Source organism: Desulfosarcina alkanivorans, from assembly GCF_009688945.1.
In the GTDB taxonomy this organism is placed as follows: Bacteria; Desulfobacterota; Desulfobacteria; order Desulfobacterales; family Desulfosarcinaceae; genus Desulfosarcina; species Desulfosarcina alkanivorans.
This window is the reverse complement of the sequence record NZ_AP021874.1, coordinates 2,420,449-2,437,002: the sequence shown is the minus strand read 5'-3', so window position 1 is coordinate 2,437,002 and position 16,554 is coordinate 2,420,449. Positions and strand designations below refer to the sequence as shown.

Genomic DNA, 16,554 nt, shown 5'->3' with positions numbered 1-16,554 from the left:
ATGGCCCCAGCAAAGGAACAAAACATGACGCTGCCACCTTTCAAGCTTGAACGCTACTTTGCCCGATACGAATTCGACGTGCGCCATCTGTTGTGCTGCTCAGACTGTGAATCGGTGGCGGTCAGAGATCTTCTCGCCCTCGAATCGGGTGCAGGGGACGCCCTGGAACGCCTCTGGCTGGGCTACACCGAGTCCAGGGGCGCACCTGCGCTCAGGCAGGCCATCAGCGGTCTCTACGATACCATCACGCCGGAACAGGTACTGGTGCACAGCGGTGCCGAGGAGGCCATTTTCCTGTTCATGCAGGCGGCGCTCAGCCCCGGGGACCACGTGATCGTTCACTGGCCCTGCTATCAATCCCTGCACGAGGTGGCCCGAAGCATGGGATGCGACGTCACTTTCTGGCAGGCCAGGGAAGACCAGGGCTGGGCCCTTGACCCGGACGATCTGGCCGGGCTACTGAGGCCCGGGACGCGGGCCGTGATCATCAACACCCCGCACAATCCCACCGGATGGCTCATGCCCCGTGACGCGTTCGGCCGGCTGAACCGGATGCTGGACCGGCGGGGCATCCTGCTTTTTTCCGATGAGGTATACCGGGAATCGGAATATGCGGCCGCCGACCGTCTGCCGTCTGCCTGCGACCTCGCTGAACGGGCGGTGTCCCTGGGCGTCATGTCAAAAACATACGGCCTGCCGGGCCTGCGAATCGGCTGGGTGGCCACCCGCAATGCCGGTATCGCCGACCGGATGGCGGCATTAAAGGATTATACCACCATCTGCAACAGCGGACCCAGCGAGTTTCTTGCCGAGGTCGCCCTGCGCCATCGCCACCGGCTGATCCGGCGCAACCTGGATGTCATTGCGGCCAATCTGGCCCTCATGGACGATTTTTTCCAGCGGCACGCGGATGTTTTTTCCTGGGTGCGTCCCACGGCCGGGCCGATTGGATTCGTGCGCCTGACCGGCAGCGAGGTGGAACCCTTTTGTCATGAACTGGTCAGCCGAGCGGGGGTCCTCCTGTTGCCCGGCGGACTTTACGGGCATGACGGCAACCACTTCCGTATCGGATTCGGCCGCCGCAGCATGCCCGATGCCCTGAAGGCACTGGAACAATTTCTCGCCTCCCGGAATGCTTGAGCCCCCCTTGTCCTGCCCAACGGAGGACCCAGTGGGAAATCAAGGCCCGCTGTGAAAAATAATTCCTATAAATTGTGGCCTATTTTACCACTCACCCTCGGGATGAAAACGGACCTGATCGGTAAGGTTTTGAAACCGTTGTAATAGTCTCCGTCGTCGTTTATCGGTATGTTTATTGCTTCTTGGAATGAAGAATTCGCATCGTTCAGCGAAATGAGGAAAACCTTCCTGATCGGGCGCTTCCGACAAGGATGAACAGGGAAATAAATGTACGCAGCTGAAGTGATGATAACGGAAAAAATGATGCTTATCGATAATGGCGGGCGACGGATAGAAGATGATCGCCGCTTATATTCTTACAATGGTTATCTCCCCGAACGCCGATCCGGCGAAGATCGGCGCTCGGGTCTGGACCGCAGAGCAAAATCGCGATTGGTTTGAGGGGGCATTGCCCTGCCGTGCCGGATGAATGAGACCTTTTCCTGCCGATGGCTTTTTTTGGCTGAGACATCGATTTTGGCGGTGACTCACTCCTGTTTGCCTGGCCCTTTGTGCGGGTCGGGTCCTGCCGGTATCTGATCAATACGGACACGTTCTTCAATTGCAACTACCGGGCTGTTCGTCGGTAAGGATCGGCCGCCATTGATCCTGCCGTGCTGCTAATTGCCGGTCTCTTGTCGTGCTTTTTTCAGGGCCGCCGCCAGCGCCGGGTCATGCAGACCGCCTCCCAGGTGGACCGGCTTTCTCCCCGGATAAGGACCCCGTTGGACGCATCGGCCGTACAGAAAAACCGGGTGTCCAGCCCGATGCGCACCGGTGCCTCTTTGATGCTGTATCCCTTTACACGCCTTGCCGCCTCCCGGGTGGCCCTGCAGGGGGGGGCGCGAGGAACGGCGACGTCGCTGACTTTTCCTTCCTTTACGGTCACCTCGAATTCGGGATCACCGGCGCATCGGCTGGTCAAAGGTGATGCGGAATTAAATAGGTAAATAAAGCAGTTGGTTAAGGGGGTCACCACAACCCGTGTTGACAAATCCGGCACCGGCTTTTATGATCCGCCACCATTTTGCCGAACAACGATCGTCGGGTTTGATGCAGCGGCGAATTCGGGGTAAAGGAGACTATCGTAATGGATATGAAAAAGGACACCACGGACTTCTGGCAGGACCACTCCCTGACATTTCTGGAAATGGCCTTTCGCAACGATCGCCGGGAGCGGCTGGACAAACCGGACGGATACGGCAAGAAAACCGGTGACTGCGGTGATACGGTCGAGTTTTTCATGAAACTCGACCGAGATGCCATAGGCACCCTGGCTTACGATATCGACGGCTGCCTGAACACCAATGCCTGCTGCAATGCCATCGTGTCGCTGGTCGAAGGCAAGGGGATGGATGCCGCCTGGGAAATTACCCCGGAGCAGGTGGCCGGCTTTCTGGAATCATTGCCCCAGGACCATTTCCACTGTGCCGAACTGGCGGTGGGCACCTTGTATCTGGCCCTGGCCGATGCCCGGGAGAACCGGCGATCCCCCTGGAAAAAACCATACCGCTGACTGCCTTCGCCCCGGCGGCACGGCACCTTATTTGTCCTTGACAGAAATGGGTAAGTTGACTATAGGTTCGACTTTGAAATCGGCTGGTTTCCAGCTGTTGCACAATTTTCCCAGTGTTAAAATCCGAACTGAAAAATTGAAATGGAAATATCGTTCCCGTACGTTGTTTTGCGGGAGCCATCAGGGTGAGACCGTAGATGAGTTTGACACAATCACTGGCAGCAAAAAAACAGGAGATCCTCAAAAGCTGGTTTCAGACCACTGTCGACTCCTATCCGGCCGACACGGCACGGTTCCTCAAAGGACAGAAAGATCCATTTGCCAACCCGGTCGGGAAGGCCACCTACCAGAGCCTCGATGCGCTGCTTGACGCGCTGGCCACGGGTGCCGGGCGGGATGCGATGGCATCCGCCCTGGATCCCATCCTGAGAATTCGGGCCGTTCAGACCTTTACCCCTTCCATGGCCACCAGCTTTGTTTTTTCCCTGAAGCAAATCATCCGGAAGCATCTGCCTGGCCGGGGTTCTGACGCGGATCTGGATATGGGTGGTCTGGACCGGCAGATCGACGAGATGGCCATGGCGGCCTTCGATATCTACGTGGCCTGTCGGGAAAAAATATATGAACTCAAGGCAACCGAATCCAGAAATCAGTTTTTCGGTTCGTTGAAGCGAGCAGGATTGATTGTTGAAGCCGAGGCAGACGGGCCCGGTTTCTGAAACTTCCCTTATAACCTTTCGATTCAGGCATCCGGCTGCGGCTCTGGATTGGCCCCGACCCCTCTTTTCCGGGAGTCTCCGGTATCATCACTGGCACCGGCACGGCTACGGGAGGGCGGTTGCGGTGCATTCCGATCTGCCCGGCGCCAAGGAGTGAGGTGCGGTTCGATGAATAAAAATTACATGATTAGCCTCATAGCGGTTATCGTGCTGTTCCTGATCGCCTATGTGGGCACCGAGCAGGGGGCGGGCATGCAGATGGTCTTCGGCATCATTGTGCCCTATCTGGCGGTCATCCTGTTCGTTGTCGGTTTTGCTCGTCGCGTGATGGGCTGGGCCCGTTCGGCGGTGCCGTTCAGGATCACCACCACCTGCGGGCAGCAGTATTCACTGCCCTGGTTCAAACAGGCCAAGATCGACAACCCGTCATCCACCTTCAGCGTCATCATCCGGATGTTTCTCGAGATCGTCTGTTTCCGGTCCCTGTTCCGCAACACGCGCATGCGGCTGAACGGCGGCACCCGGTTGACCTATCAGCTGGAAATTTTTCTGTGGGTCGGCGCCCTGGCCTTCCACTACGCTTTCTTTACGGTGGTCGTGCGGCACCTGCGCTTTTTCCTCGAGCCGGTGCCGTTTTTCGTCACCCTTCTGGAGCAGGTGGACGGTTTCATGCGCGTCGAAGTGCTGTACGATGTCATCCAGGCCGGCCTGCCAGGGGTTTACATGTCCGGGCTGGTGCTCCTGGCCGCCGCCCTTTACCTCTTTCTGCGCCGGGTGTTCATTCCCCAGGTGCGCTACATCTCCCTGGCGGCTGATTTCTTCCCATTGTTTCTGATCATTGGCATTGCTCTTTCCGGCATCTTCATGCGCTACGTTGCCAAAGTGGATATCACTGCCATCAAGGAATTGACCATGGGGCTGGTGACCTTCCGGCCGACCATTCCCGAGGGCGTCGGTGGCCTGTTCTTCGCCCACATGTTTCTGGTCAGCGTCCTTCTGGCCTACTTCCCGTTCAGCAAATTGATGCACCTGGGCGGGGTTTTCCTCAGTCCCACCCGGAACATGACCGGCAACACCCGGCAGGTCCGGCACGTGAACCCCTGGAACCATCCGGTCAAGGTTCACACCTATGAAGAATACGAAGACGATTTCAGAGAGAAAATGGTCGAAGCCGGCCTGCCGGTCGTTAAAATGCCAGAAGAACAGGCTTAAGGAAAAAGGAGCAGATAATGGCAGATGAGTTGATCAAACCCGATGAACTATTGTCACAGATAGGTCATCGTCCGTCCGGCGCCGGTTGGATGGACACGCCGGTGGATATCCGCAAGGGGATGTATTGCTACGCAGCCAACCCCAAGAGCGTCGAGACCCTGAGCCTTCCCAATGCGCGGGCCTGGAACCCGCTGGAAGACGACTGGAAACTTCCGGAAAACTGGAAAGAGATCATTCACGAGGGGTTCCGTGAACGGCTGGACAAGTTCCGGTCCTTCAAGGTGTTCATGGACATCTGTGTGCGCTGCGGCGCCTGCGCCGACAAGTGCCATTTTTTCATCGGCACCGGCGATCCCAAGAATATGCCGGTACTGCGGGCAGAGCTGCTTAGAAGCGTCTACCGCAACGACTTTACCACCGCCGGCAAAATCCTCGGCCGCCTGGGCGGTGCCCGGCCGATGACCCTGGATGTGCTCAAAGAGTGGTGGTACTACCTGTTCCAGTGCACCGAATGCCGGCGATGCTCGGTATTTTGCCCCTATGGCATCGATACGGCCGAAATCACCATCATGGGCCGGGAGCTGTTGAACCTCCTCGGCCTGAACATCGACTGGATCGCCACACCGGTGGCCAACTGCTACCGCACCGGCAACCACCTGGGAATTCAGCCCCACGCCTTCAAGGACATGCTGGACTTCTTCGTCGAAGACATTGAGGACATCACGGGCATCCAGGTGGAACCCCCGTACATGGAAAAGGGCGCCGACATCCTTTTCATTACACCGTCGGGCGATGTGTTCGCCGACCCGGGCACGTACACCTGCATGGGCTACATGCTCCTGTTCCACTACCTGAAGGAAAAATACGGCCTGCGGATCACCTGGAGCACCTACGCCTCGGAGGGCGGAAACTTCGGTTTCTTCACCTCCCACGAAACCATGAAACGGCTCAACTCCAAGATGTACGCCGAGGCCAAACGACTGGGCGTCAAATGGATCCTGGGCGGCGAATGCGGGCACATGTGGCGGGTTATTTCCCAGTACATGGACACCATGAACGGCCCGGCGGACTTTCTGGAAACGCCGGTCAACCCCATCACCGGCACCGTGTTCGAAAATGCCAGCTCCACCAAAATGGTCCACATCGCCGAGTTTACCGCCGACCTGATCAAACACGGCAAGCTGGACCTGGATCCCCGCCGAAACGACAACAAGATCATTACCTTCCATGACTCCTGCAACCCCGCCCGGGGCATGGGCCTGCTCGACGAGCCCCGCTATGTGATCCAAAACGTGGCCAACAACTTTTTCGAGATGCCGGCCAACACCATCCGGGAGCAGACGTTCTGCTGCGGAAGCGGCGCCGGCCTCAATGCCGGTGAAAATATGGAGCTGAGAATGGCCGGCGGCTTTCCGCGGGCCAACGCGGTGAAGTATGTTCACGAGGAATTCGGGGTGAACATGCTGGCCTGTGTCTGCGCGATCGACCGCGCGGCGCTGCCCGCATCCATGGAGTACTGGGTGCCTGAGGTCGAGGTCACGGGGCTTCACGAACTGGTGGCCAATGCCCTGATCATGCCCGGTGAGAAGGAAAGAGAAACCGACTTGCGCGGCGAACCGCTGCCGGGAATGGAGGAGTAGCCGATGAAGGACAAAAATAAGATTCTCGCGGGACTGGTTATTTTTATTGCCGTCATCACCTTACCCTTCTGGTTCAACATGGGCAAAGCCGCACCGGCGCCGGAGCTGGAGCTGACCGCGAAAGCCAAGGCCGCCAAGGTCTGCGTCATGCCCACCGAATACATGAAAGCGGAGCATATGCAGCTGCTGGACGTGTGGCGGCACAACGTGGTCAGAAACGCGGAGCGGGCGTTCGTCAACCCCGAAGGCAAGCTTTTTGACATGAGCCTCTCCAACACTTGTCTGGACTGCCATTCCAACAAAGAGAAGTTCTGTGACCGGTGCCACGATTACGCGTCCGTAAGGCCCTATTGCTGGGATTGCCACATAGATAATCCAAAAGGAGAATAAGGTATGAAAAACAGCAGAAGACGCTTTCTTCAGATAGCTGGCGTTTCCGCGCTGGGTCTTGGGGCCAAACCCGTTCTCGATGCCTTCGCTGCGGAAGGCGCAGGAGCCGGCTACCGCTTGGCCAAGGGAGAAGATTCCCTGGATGCCAAACAATGGGCCATGGTCATCGACACCCGCAAGCTTCAAACGGCCGAAGACCTGGAACCCATCATCGATGCCTGCAACAAAATCCATAATATTCCCACGGCCATTGAAAACAAGAACCACGAGATCAAGTGGATCTGGGATGCGCACTACCATAACGCATTTACCGATAAGACCAACGAATTTCTCAATGAAGAGGTGGAGCACCGGCCGTTTCTGCTGCTGTGCAATCACTGCGAAAATCCGCCCTGCGTGCGTGCCTGCCCCACCCAGGCAACCTTCAAGAACGACAACGGCATTGTCATGATGGATTTTCACCGCTGCATCGGCTGCCGCTTCTGCATGGCGGCCTGTCCCTTCGGTGCCCGCAGTTTCAATTTCAGGGACCCGCGGCCGTTCATCGAAGACGACAACAAGGAATTCCCCACCCGCATGAAGGGTGTGGTTGAAAAATGCAACTTTTGCGCAGAGCGGCTGGCCGTCGGCAAAATGCCCGCCTGTGTAGAGGCCTCCAACGGCGCCATCGTATTCGGCGATTTGTACGATGAGCATTCGGAGGTCCGGAAAGTGTTGAAGGAAAACTACACCATCAGGCGGAAACAGACCCTGGGAACAGAGCCGTCCGTCTACTACATCGTGTGAGGTGAGCATGCTTGAATTAGCCGTAAAAGGAAATAAATGGTACTGGGGATGGCTGGTCGTCCTGCTGGGTGTGATCGGTGCCGGCTTCGGGCTCTACCTGATGCAACTCAAGTTCGGTCTCGGTATCACCGGCATGAGCCGGGACGTCTCCTGGGGGTTTTACATCGCCAACTTCACCTACCTCGTCGGTGTGGCCGCCGGGGGCGTGATGGTGGTACTGCCCTACTATCTGCATGATTACAAGGCCTATGGCAAGATCACCATCCTCGGTGAGTTTCTGGCCATCGCTTCCATCGTCATGTGCCTGCTGTTCATCCTGGTTGACCTGGGGCAGCCCATGCGGGCGCTCAACGTTTTGATCTACCCGACCCCCAACAGCGTGTTGTTCTACGATGCCATCGTGCTCAACGGCTACCTGTTCCTGAATGTCGTGATCGGCTGGAACGTCCTCGAGGCCGAGCGCAACGGGGTCCACTATCAGAACTGGGTGAAGCCGCTGATTTATATCTCCATCCCATGGGCGGTGAGTATTCATACGGTGACCGCTTACCTGTACTGCGGCCTGCCCGGACGTCACTTCTGGCTCACCGCCGTATTGGCACCCCGGTTCCTGGCATCGGCTTTCGCCGCCGGACCGGCGCTGCTGATCCTGCTGTGCCTGTTTATCCGCCGGTTCACCAATTTCGACCCGGGTAAGGAGCAGATTCAGGCGCTGGCCAAGACCGTGGCCTATGCCATCTGCATCAACGTGTTTTTCTTCCTGTGTGAGGTCTTCGTGGCCTTTTACAGCAACATCCCGGGCCACACCACCCACCTCAAGTACCTGTTCGTGGGCCTGCACGGCCACGGTGCACTGGTACCCTTTATGTGGGCCTCGATGATCCTCATGACCATCGGCATCGTGCTCACCGTTACCCCGGCGACGCGCAAGAACGAAACGTCCCTGATGGTCGCCTGTTTCGTGATCATCATGGGAACCTGGATCGACAAGGGCCTGGGCATGATTTCAGGCGGTTTCGTACCCAACCCGATGCACGAGGTCAACGAATACGCGCCCACCATGCCGGAACTCGGCATTACACTGGGCGTTTATGCGATCGGCGCGCTTGTGCTGACCGTCCTTTACAAAATGGCTGTCGGTGTCAAGGAAGAGGTCCACAGCTGATCGCAGCAGCGCTGCATTTAAAATTAAGAATGGCGGGGAGGTTTCCCCCGCCATTTTTTTTAGTTTTTGCCGTCAATCGGACGATCATGGCCATAGTCCTGACCCGACGGGTTTGCCTGAACCGATGATGCGATCTGCATAACTCCTTTTCCCATGGCCGCGGGGGAGACGGTTTTTCCATCAGCGCAACAGAACAATGCGTCTGTGCCGTTTTATTCCTGTACAATTACGTCTTCTTGGGTCCATGTGATTCCCATGGCGCGAGAAATCAGATTGCCCGTATGTTTTCCCCTATCGAAATGAGATCCCATGCCACTTTCCCGAAAACCCATTCGCTGCGCGATAAACGGCTACGGCCGCATTGGAAGGAGCATCCTGCGTGCCGTGTACGAGTACCGCCGATGGCCCGTTGAGATCGTTGCCATCAATGATCTGGCCCTTCCGGAGACCATTGCACATCTGACCCGCTTCGATTCCACCCATGGTCGTTTCGGGCTTCCGGTCCAATTGAAAGAAACCGGTCTGCACGTGGCGGATGACCGCATTCAACTGTTGAGGCATGAAGCGCCGCTGCCGCTGATTTGGGCCGAACTGGCGGTCGACGTTGTATTGGAATGTACAGGACAAATCAAAAACAGGGCGGGGGCCCAGGTGCACCTGGATGCCGGCGCGGGGAAGGTACTGATTTCAAACCCGGCCGATCCTCTGGTGGATGCGACGGTGGTTTTCGGTGTCAATCACCATGAACTGACCGGCAGCGAGAAGATCCTGTCCAACGCCTCGTGCACCTCCAACTGCATCCTGCCCGTCATTGTGGCCCTGGACCGGGCTTTCGGGATTGCCTGCGGGAACATCACCACCATTCATTCGGCGATGAATGACCAGCCGGTGATCGATCGCTGTCACCAGGACCTGCGCCTGTGCCGTGCCGCCGGTCCATCCATGGTGCCGGTGGATACCCGCCTGTCCAGGGGGATAGAACGGATTCTGCCCCGGTTCGAAGGCTGTTTCCAGACCACGGCGATTCGGGTGCCAACCCAGAACGTGACGGCCATGGACCTGAACGTGCGTCTGAAAAGGAACGCGTCGGTCGACCGGATCAACCGGGTGCTGGAGGAGGCCGCACAGGGCCGGATGGCCGGCATCATGGACTATTGTGACATTCCCCTGGCATCGGTCGATTTTAATCACGACCCCCATTCGTGTATTGTCGACGGCACCCAGACCCGTTCGAGCGGCCATGACCTGGCTAAACTGCTGGTCTGGTGTGACAACGAGTGGGGGTTTGCCAACCGGATGCTGGATACGACGGCCGCCGTGATGGCCAGATCCGATGGGCGCTCCGGGCGGCCTTCAGATGGGGACGATTGACCGGGGTTTACGATCCATGCCTCCTGTCGGTTGGCGGAAGGTGGCCATCCGCCACCCCCGCATGACTTATGGTGCCCATGGTCAGGGGCCGGAAACCGCCTGCCATCGACCTCAGGCGGCCCTTTTTTTCGGGGAACGGGGCCGGGGGCATTCTTGCCCGGGCCCGCCGGCCAGCCATGCCCGCGCCGCCTCAACGTCCGTTGCCGTGAGTTCATGGCCGGCGGCCGTATCCACCACCGTTACCCTTGCACCTGCCTTTTTTAAAGCATCCACCAAACGGCGGGTCTCCGCCGAAGGGATCACCCGGTCGAACTGCCCCGTTGCGATGAAAATTGGTTTGCAGGTCAGATCCGGCAACCGCGCCATTTTCAGGGGCATCATCGGGCGGAACAGGATGGCACCGGAAAATACGTCCGGCCGCAGCAGCATGATGGCCGCGGCCATGTTGGCGCCATTGGAATAGCCCAGTGCCAGGCGACGGTTGGCCGCCTGGCCGTACCGAACTGAGGCGTCAGCTAAAAACTCGCTGAGGTGGTGGCTGTTGCGACGAACATCGGCTTCATCAAACACGCCCTCGGCCACTCTTTTGAAGAACCGGGGCATGCCGTTTTCGAGCACAGGCCCCCGGAGGCTGATGACCGGCGCCGATGGGCTGACCTGCCGGACGACGGGTATCAGGTCGTGCTCGCTGCCGCCGGTACCGTGCAGGGCGACAATGATTTTTCCGTCGTCCGCTCCCGGTGGCGGGGGCAGGTAGACATGCCTTAAATCAGGTAACGGCAACGGCGGCAGCCGGGCTTCGATCCGTTGGCGCAAGGGTTCGTACCGGACCGGCAGCTTCAGGGCCCTGCCCAGCTGACGGGGTTCTTCGTCAACGGCAAATCCCGGCGGATCGGTGGCAATCTCGAAAAGCACCCCGCCCGGTTCGCTGAAGTAGATGGACTGGAAATATTTTCGGTCCCGGACATCGGTGACGGAAAGTCCCCGCTGCCCAAGCCGCTGCCGCCATGCCTGCTGTTCCCGGCTGTCCCGCGTTCGAAAGGCGATATGGTGAACGGTGCCCCCGCCGGGCCGGCCAGGCGGGGCGGATGGATCCACCTGCACGTCCAGCAGGTGGCCCGGGGCGGCGGGATCGGCCATGCTGAAACGATACCGGCCGCCCTCCTGCTTTACGGGCGTCATGCCCATGCCCTCAACGAGGATGGACCGGGTGGCGTCGATACGGGTGAGCAGCATGGTGGCGGAGTGAAATCCGGTGATCGCCGTGTCCTGATGTGGTTCCTGCCCGATCATGCCGGCACGTGCCGGCGTTCCGATGAGTTCCAGGGGCAGGCCGTGGGGATCCTTGAAGCGGACCACCGGTTCCCCGAATCGCTCGCTGGTCTGCACGGCGATGCCGGCTTTACCCAGTCGTTGGCGCCAGAGACCCATGGACCGCCGGGGAACGGCAAACGCGATGGCCGACACCATGCCGGACCCGGGTGTTCCCGGAGCCGCCTGCTCCCAGGGGAAAAAAGTCAGAATGGTGCCGGGCCGTCCGGTTTCGTTGCCGTAATAGAGGTGATAGGTGTACGGATCGTCGAAATTGACCGTTTTTTTGACCAGCCGCAATCCCAGCACCCGGGTGTAAAAACGATAATTTTCCGCGGCCGATGCGGCCACGGCGGTGATATGGTGAATGCCGCTGATAGGGTGGTTTCCGTTGGGTGTATTCATTTTCATTCCTTATTCTTAAGCGCTTGTTGCTTTAGCCTGTCCATCAAGTCCGCCGGTTAACGATCAAGAACCCACGGTGATTCGCTGTGCATGGTTGCCCAGTTTTTTAAGCAGGCGCACAAGCTGGGTTCGTTCTTCAGCGGTCAGGGCTTCGGCGGCTTTTTCAAGCCGTTGCGCGTGCCGGCGGTATGCCCCGGCAGCGATGCGGCGGCCGTTCTGGGTCAGATGAACCAGGTAGCGCCGGCCGTCGGACGGGTCCTGGGTCCGCCGGACGAGACCCGCCCCTTCCAGGCGGTTGACGGCAGCTGTCATGGATCCGCTGCTGAGCAGCACCTTTTCGCCAATCCGATTGATGGGAAGGGGGCCCTTGTGCAAGAGCGCTTCCATGATGGTGAAATCCGAAAGGCTCAAGCCGGTTTCGCGGATGCTGTCCCGGTCCACCCGGTCCACCGCTTTGGCCGCTTTCCACAGCACGAGCCGTATGTGCGATCCGGTTTCCATGACGGAAAGGTAAGGAAAATAATCTTGATGTCAAGATAAATGCCTCCTCGCGAAACATCCCCCCGCCGGGGCCTGCTTTTCTTTTCAATCGTTAGGATTTGTGGTAATCGTGGACCGTACACGCCCAAACGCCCTGGCGTTCCCGTAATAATAATCTTGAGGGATTTCAATATGATTGTCGACGGAAAGCAGACCCGGCCCATCTGGCTGGATGCCGATCAAAAGACAGTAAAGGTGATCGATCAGCGCCAACTGCCCCACCGTTTCGTGGTGGCCGACCTGACCAGCGTTGATGCGGTCATTCATGCCATTCGGGAGATGTTCGTGCGTGGCGCCCCGCTCATCGGCGTCACCGGCGCATACGGGGTGATGATTGCGGCCATGAAGGGGGACGCCGCCGGCGATGGCCCGGCATTCATCCGGCAGGAATGCCTTCGGCTCAAGGCCGCCCGGCCCACGGCCGTCAACCTGGCCTGGGGGGTGGACCGGGTGCTTGAAAAAGTGATGGCCGCCGGCACCGCGGCGGATCGCATCGACGTCGCCCGCAACGAAGCCGCGGCCATTGCCGAGGAGGAGGCGGAGAACTGCCGGCGACTCGGCGTACACGGTGCCGATCTCATCACGTCCGTCAGCCGCGAGAAAAACGGGGCGACGGTCAACATTCTGACCCACTGCAATGCCGGCTGGCTGGCCTGCATCGAATACGGCACGGCCACGGCACCGATCTACGAGGCTTTCAACCGGGGCGTGGATCTGCACGTCTGGGTGGACGAAACCCGGCCGCTCAACCAGGGGGCACGCCTGACCGCATGGGAACTGGGCAAGCACGGGGTGCCCCACACGGTGATAACGGACAACGCCGGGGGCCATCTCATGCAGCACGGCCGGGTGGACATGGTGATCGTGGGGACCGATCGCTCCACCCATACGGGCGACGTGGCCAACAAGATCGGCACCTATCTCAAGGCCCTGGCTGCCCGGGACAACGGCATCCCTTTTTACGTGGCCCTGCCGTCTTCCACGTTCGACTGGACCATGACCGACGGGGTGAAAGAAATTCCCATCGAGGAACGCAACCCCGACGAGGTGCGCTACATTCAGGGCCTGGCCGACGGCCGGATCACCCGGGTGCTGGTGCCTCCTGAATCCAGTCCGGCAGCGGATTTCGCCTTTGACGTCACCCCGGCCCGCCTGGTGACCGGCTTTGTCACCGAAAGAGGTGTCTGCGGCGCCAGCGAGGCGGAGATCCATGGTTTGTTTCCGGAGTTCTGACGGTACCGGCACCGGCGACTTCCCCGCTGAACCCTTGAGCGTGATTACCTTATGGCCTTGACATCCATGAGACAACCATCCATAACATCGCCCATGCTGACCGAAATCGAAAAGAAAGTGATTGCCTCCATTCAGGGGGACATCCCCATCGTATCCCGCCCTTACCAGGTGCTGGCCGAAGCGATCGGGATCCCCGAAGCGACCTTTATCGAGACGCTGGACAGCCTTACCGAACGGGGGGTGATCCGTCGTTTCGGCGCCACCTTGCGCCATCAGAAGTCCGGTTACCAGGCCAATGCCATGACCGCCTGGCAGGTTGCCGAGGACCGGATCGAGGCCGTGGGGGAGATCATGGCGTCGTTTCGCGCCGTCTCCCACTGCTACCGGCGCGACCCGGCTGACGGCTGGCCTTACAACCTGTACACCATGATCCACGGCAAGGACGAGGATGAGTGCCGGGAGACGGCCCGTGAAATGTCGGAACGCGCAGGGGTGGAGACCTACCAGTTGCTGTTCAGCCGCCGGGAGCTGAAGAAGATTTCGATGACGTATTTTCCCGATGCCATATAGGTTCCCCACCAGAAACGGCATCTTGCCGCCCATCTCTGCGTTCTCACGTTTTTGAACGTCCTCGACGTAGCGCTGCTGCGCCTGCGGTTTCAATAACACTGCGGCCTTGATCTGGGCCCCAAGCTACCCTTTCTGGCGGGGAACCTACATGTTGAGACCCAGATAATAGAAAAAACCCAAATAAATTGCATGTCGTTTCCGGTATATCCGGGTCAGGTAAGCAACCGGTGGTCCCATGAATCCTTCCCACGCCCCCCATATCCTGCTGGTCAATCCCTGGATTCACGATTTTGCCGCCTACGACTTCTGGGCCAACCCGCTGGGTCTGCTGACCCTGGGAGGGATTCTGCGCCACCACGGGGCCCGGGTGTCCTACCTGGACTGCCTGGACCGCTTCCACCCGAGCTCCGCGTCGCGGCCGTCGCCATCGGCGCGCTGCGGGCGCGGTCCTTACCTGAAAACCGTTATCGCCAAACCGCCGGGCCTCGAAGACATCCCGCGCAATTACTGCCGCTACGGCATCGATCCCGACTGGTTCCGACGGGATCTGTCGGCCATGGACCCGCCGGACCTGGTGCTGGTGACATCCCTGATGACCTATTGGTATCCGGGGGCTCGTGAAACCATTGCCGCCGTCAGGTCCATACACCCGCAGGTCCCGGTGGTGCTGGGCGGCATCTATGCCACCTTGTGCACCGATCATGCGCGCCGCACCTGCGGGGCCGACCGGGTGGTGGTCGGCCCGGGAGAAGGGGCCATCCTGCCGCTGGCGGCCGAAATGACCGGCTGGTCGCCCACCCCCCGGTTCGACCCGCAGGACCTGGACAGCCTGCCCCGGGCGGCCATGGACCTGGCGTCCCGCCTGGTGCATGTGCCCCTGCTGACCTCGCGCGGGTGTCCGTTCCAGTGTGCCTACTGCGCCTCCCACCGGCTGCAGCCCCGCATGATGCGGCGCAGCCCCCGGTCGGTCGTGGCTGAAATCGAATACTGGCACCGGCACCACGGTGTGCGGGATTTTGCCTTTTATGACGACGCCCTGCTGGTCGATGCCGAGCGCCACATCATTCCCCTGCTTGAGGGGATTATCGCTGCGGGCATGGATGTGCGCTTTCATACCCCCAACGCCCTGCACATCCGGGAGATTACCCTGCCGCTGGCCCGGTTGATGCGGCGGGCCGGGTTCCACACGATTCGGCTGGGGCTGGAAACCACGGCATTCGAGCGGCGGCAGTCCATGGACCGGAAAGTGAACGAAGACGAGTTCCTTCGCACGATCGGTCACCTCAAGGCCGCCGGATTCAATGCCGGCCAGGTGGGCGCCTACCTGCTGGCGGGGCTTCCCGGCCAGGATGTGACCGGCGTGGAAAACTCCATCGCCGTCGTGAAGCAGGCCGGGGTCACCCCGGTGATCGCCCATTACACCCCCATCCCCCATACCCCCATGTGGGATGACGCCGTGGCGGCCTCCCGCTACGATCTGGCGTCGGATCCCATTTTCACCAACAACGCCATTTTTCCCTGCCAGAGCGAGACCTTTTCGTGGGAGGTGCTGACCCGCCTTAAGCAACTGGCCGGGCATTGATCCCTTCCTGCCAGCCCCTTGGAGGTAAGGTCAGGCCCAATGACAGATAAACCGGATATGGATAGGGTTCACGTGAATGAGATGGTGGCGGCCGTCATGCATGTTTCCGGCGTCGAAGCGGGTCTGTGTCGCGTCCTGCCGATGGTGGGTGCGTTATTGAAGTGCCGGGGCGGCACGGCACGCCTGAAAAGAACCGATAACCATTCAGGCCGTTGGGCAACGGTTGCCCGCTGGACGGTCAATAATAATACCAGTTCCGTGGTCCTGTTGATCATCGGCTGTGCCAAGATCATGGGGTGGGTGCTGGCTTACCACCGCATGCCCGAACCGGTCGCCACCACGTTCCTGTCCATCACCGATATAACCGCTGTCGTGCCGAAATTGATGGGGGATTACCAGTAAGGCCGACATCGTTTTCCATGGCCCATAAATTGACAGCAACCCAACACGGGAGTATATCCATGATTATCATCGGCGAACTGATCAACGCCAGCAGGAAGGCGATCAAGGCGGCCATCGAAGCCCAGGATGCCGCGGCCATCCAGCAGGTGGCCACGGAGCAGGCAGAGGCCGGGGCGGATTATCTTGACGTCAATGCCGGAATCTTCGTGGACCCGCTGGGGCAGCCCCCTGTTGGTGGACGGCACTTTCGGGGTGGCGTTCATCAACACGATTAAGCGAATCGTGGCGGCCGTTCCAGGCATCCACACCGCCTGCGGGCTGAGCAACATCTCCTACGGGCTGCCGGCGAGTAAATTCATGAACCAGGCCTTCATGACCATGGCCATCCCCAGGGGACTGGACGGGGCGCTCATCAACCCGCTGGACCAGCGGATGATGGCCGCGATCGTCGCCGTCGAGGCCCCGGCCGGCCGGGACAGCTTCTGCATGAACTACCTCAAGGCGTTCCGGGCCGGCATTCTGGAAGGATAAAC

18 protein-coding genes are annotated in these 16,554 nt (G+C 59.5%); 15 read left to right on the top strand and 3 right to left on the bottom strand.

Annotation, left to right across the window (positions count from 1 at the left end; translation table 11 throughout):
• Nucleotides 1–24 precede the first annotated feature (24 nt).
• Nucleotides 25–1,140 (top strand): aminotransferase class I/II-fold pyridoxal phosphate-dependent enzyme, encoded by a 1,116-nt coding sequence (locus DSCA_RS10835; protein ID WP_155316444.1) that lies wholly within the window; start codon nt 25–27, stop codon nt 1,138–1,140.
• Nucleotides 1,141–1,828: 688 nt separating this feature from the next.
• Here the strand turns inward: DSCA_RS10835 and DSCA_RS10830 are convergent.
• Nucleotides 1,829–2,104, bottom strand: coding sequence for a DUF166 family protein (locus DSCA_RS10830; protein WP_167527709.1), 276 nt, complete (start codon nt 2,102–2,104; stop codon nt 1,829–1,831).
• Nucleotides 2,105–2,269: 165 nt separating this feature from the next.
• Between DSCA_RS10830 and DSCA_RS10825 the strand changes: the two genes are divergently transcribed.
• From DSCA_RS10825 to DSCA_RS10790, 8 genes are all read left to right on the top strand, one after another.
• Nucleotides 2,270–2,695 (top strand): iron-sulfur cluster assembly scaffold protein, encoded by a 426-nt coding sequence (locus DSCA_RS10825; RefSeq protein ID WP_231716446.1) that lies wholly within the window; start codon nt 2,270–2,272, stop codon nt 2,693–2,695.
• Between the two features lie 197 nt (nt 2,696–2,892).
• On the top strand, nt 2,893–3,414 hold the full coding sequence (locus DSCA_RS10820) for an RsbRD N-terminal domain-containing protein (protein WP_155316442.1): 522 nt from the start codon (nt 2,893–2,895) through the stop codon (nt 3,412–3,414).
• A 168-nt stretch (nt 3,415–3,582) separates the two neighbouring features.
• Nucleotides 3,583–4,626, top strand: coding sequence for a sulfate reduction electron transfer complex DsrMKJOP subunit DsrM (dsrM, locus tag DSCA_RS10815; RefSeq protein WP_155316441.1), 1,044 nt, complete (start codon nt 3,583–3,585; stop codon nt 4,624–4,626).
• A gap of 17 nt (nt 4,627–4,643) precedes the next feature.
• On the top strand, nt 4,644–6,266 hold the full coding sequence (dsrK, locus tag DSCA_RS10810) for a sulfate reduction electron transfer complex DsrMKJOP subunit DsrK (RefSeq protein WP_155316440.1): 1,623 nt from the start codon (nt 4,644–4,646) through the stop codon (nt 6,264–6,266).
• Between the two features lie 3 nt (nt 6,267–6,269).
• A complete protein-coding gene (gene dsrJ, locus DSCA_RS10805; protein WP_155316439.1) occupies nt 6,270–6,656 on the top strand; it encodes a sulfate reduction electron transfer complex DsrMKJOP subunit DsrJ in 387 nt (128 codons plus the stop codon).
• A gap of 3 nt (nt 6,657–6,659) precedes the next feature.
• Entirely contained in the window at nt 6,660–7,442 is a 783-nt protein-coding gene (gene dsrO, locus DSCA_RS10800; RefSeq protein WP_155316438.1) for a sulfate reduction electron transfer complex DsrMKJOP subunit DsrO, read from the top strand.
• Between the two features lie 7 nt (nt 7,443–7,449).
• Nucleotides 7,450–8,607 (top strand): sulfate reduction electron transfer complex DsrMKJOP subunit DsrP, encoded by a 1,158-nt coding sequence (dsrP, locus tag DSCA_RS10795; protein WP_155316437.1) that lies wholly within the window; start codon nt 7,450–7,452, stop codon nt 8,605–8,607.
• 309 nt (nt 8,608–8,916) lie between these two features.
• Complete coding sequence (locus tag DSCA_RS10790) at nt 8,917–9,978, top strand: glyceraldehyde 3-phosphate dehydrogenase NAD-binding domain-containing protein (protein ID WP_155316436.1); 1,062 nt, start codon at nt 8,917–8,919, stop codon at nt 9,976–9,978.
• A 111-nt stretch (nt 9,979–10,089) separates the two neighbouring features.
• Here the strand turns inward: DSCA_RS10790 and DSCA_RS10785 are convergent, their stop codons facing one another.
• Nucleotides 10,090–11,694, bottom strand: coding sequence for a VOC family protein (locus DSCA_RS10785; RefSeq protein ID WP_167527708.1), 1,605 nt, complete (start codon nt 11,692–11,694; stop codon nt 10,090–10,092).
• A 63-nt stretch (nt 11,695–11,757) separates the two neighbouring features.
• A complete protein-coding gene (locus tag DSCA_RS10780) occupies nt 11,758–12,168 on the bottom strand; it encodes a MarR family winged helix-turn-helix transcriptional regulator (RefSeq protein WP_197904771.1) in 411 nt (136 codons plus the stop codon).
• Nucleotides 12,169–12,366: 198 nt separating this feature from the next.
• On the opposite strand from DSCA_RS10780, the gene mtnA reads away from it, so the two are divergent.
• The 6 genes from mtnA to DSCA_RS32525 all read left to right on the top strand — a co-directional run bounded on the left by mtnA (nt 12,367) and on the right by DSCA_RS32525 (nt 16,552).
• Nucleotides 12,367–13,467, top strand: coding sequence for an S-methyl-5-thioribose-1-phosphate isomerase (gene mtnA / locus DSCA_RS10775; RefSeq protein ID WP_155316433.1), 1,101 nt, complete (start codon nt 12,367–12,369; stop codon nt 13,465–13,467).
• 93 nt (nt 13,468–13,560) lie between these two features.
• Nucleotides 13,561–14,037, top strand: coding sequence for a siroheme decarboxylase subunit beta (gene ahbB / locus DSCA_RS10770; protein ID WP_155316432.1), 477 nt, complete (start codon nt 13,561–13,563; stop codon nt 14,035–14,037).
• Nucleotides 14,038–14,272: 235 nt separating this feature from the next.
• On the top strand, nt 14,273–15,619 hold the full coding sequence (locus DSCA_RS10765; RefSeq protein ID WP_155316431.1) for a B12-binding domain-containing radical SAM protein: 1,347 nt from the start codon (nt 14,273–14,275) through the stop codon (nt 15,617–15,619).
• 39 nt (nt 15,620–15,658) lie between these two features.
• Nucleotides 15,659–16,021, top strand: coding sequence for a hypothetical protein (locus DSCA_RS10760; RefSeq protein ID WP_155316430.1), 363 nt, complete (start codon nt 15,659–15,661; stop codon nt 16,019–16,021).
• Between the two features lie 59 nt (nt 16,022–16,080).
• Nucleotides 16,081–16,296 (top strand): hypothetical protein, encoded by a 216-nt coding sequence (locus DSCA_RS32530; RefSeq protein WP_231716445.1) that lies wholly within the window; start codon nt 16,081–16,083, stop codon nt 16,294–16,296.
• Entirely contained in the window at nt 16,274–16,552 is a 279-nt protein-coding gene (locus DSCA_RS32525) for a pterin-binding domain-containing protein (RefSeq protein WP_231716444.1), read from the top strand. The genes DSCA_RS32530 and DSCA_RS32525 overlap by 23 nt, the downstream gene beginning before the upstream one ends.
• Nucleotides 16,553–16,554: the final 2 nt, after the last annotated feature.

Coding starts and splice junctions, on each gene's coding strand:
- DSCA_RS10835 (WP_155316444.1), top strand. CDS start 25: ATGACGCTGCCACCTTTCAAGCTTGAACGCTACTTTGCCCGATACGAA.
- DSCA_RS10825 (WP_231716446.1), top strand. CDS start 2,270: ATGGATATGAAAAAGGACACCACGGACTTCTGGCAGGACCACTCCCTG.
- DSCA_RS10820 (WP_155316442.1), top strand. CDS start 2,893: ATGAGTTTGACACAATCACTGGCAGCAAAAAAACAGGAGATCCTCAAA.
- dsrM (WP_155316441.1), top strand. CDS start 3,583: ATGAATAAAAATTACATGATTAGCCTCATAGCGGTTATCGTGCTGTTC.
- dsrK (WP_155316440.1), top strand. CDS start 4,644: ATGGCAGATGAGTTGATCAAACCCGATGAACTATTGTCACAGATAGGT.
- dsrJ (WP_155316439.1), top strand. CDS start 6,270: ATGAAGGACAAAAATAAGATTCTCGCGGGACTGGTTATTTTTATTGCC.
- dsrO (WP_155316438.1), top strand. CDS start 6,660: ATGAAAAACAGCAGAAGACGCTTTCTTCAGATAGCTGGCGTTTCCGCG.
- dsrP (WP_155316437.1), top strand. CDS start 7,450: ATGCTTGAATTAGCCGTAAAAGGAAATAAATGGTACTGGGGATGGCTG.
- DSCA_RS10790 (WP_155316436.1), top strand. CDS start 8,917: ATGCCACTTTCCCGAAAACCCATTCGCTGCGCGATAAACGGCTACGGC.
- DSCA_RS10785 (WP_167527708.1), bottom strand. CDS start 11,694: ATGAATACACCCAACGGAAACCACCCTATCAGCGGCATTCACCATATC.
- mtnA (WP_155316433.1), top strand. CDS start 12,367: ATGATTGTCGACGGAAAGCAGACCCGGCCCATCTGGCTGGATGCCGAT.
- ahbB (WP_155316432.1), top strand. CDS start 13,561: ATGCTGACCGAAATCGAAAAGAAAGTGATTGCCTCCATTCAGGGGGAC.
- DSCA_RS10765 (WP_155316431.1), top strand. CDS start 14,273: ATGAATCCTTCCCACGCCCCCCATATCCTGCTGGTCAATCCCTGGATT.
- DSCA_RS10760 (WP_155316430.1), top strand. CDS start 15,659: ATGACAGATAAACCGGATATGGATAGGGTTCACGTGAATGAGATGGTG.
- DSCA_RS32530 (WP_231716445.1), top strand. CDS start 16,081: ATGATTATCATCGGCGAACTGATCAACGCCAGCAGGAAGGCGATCAAG.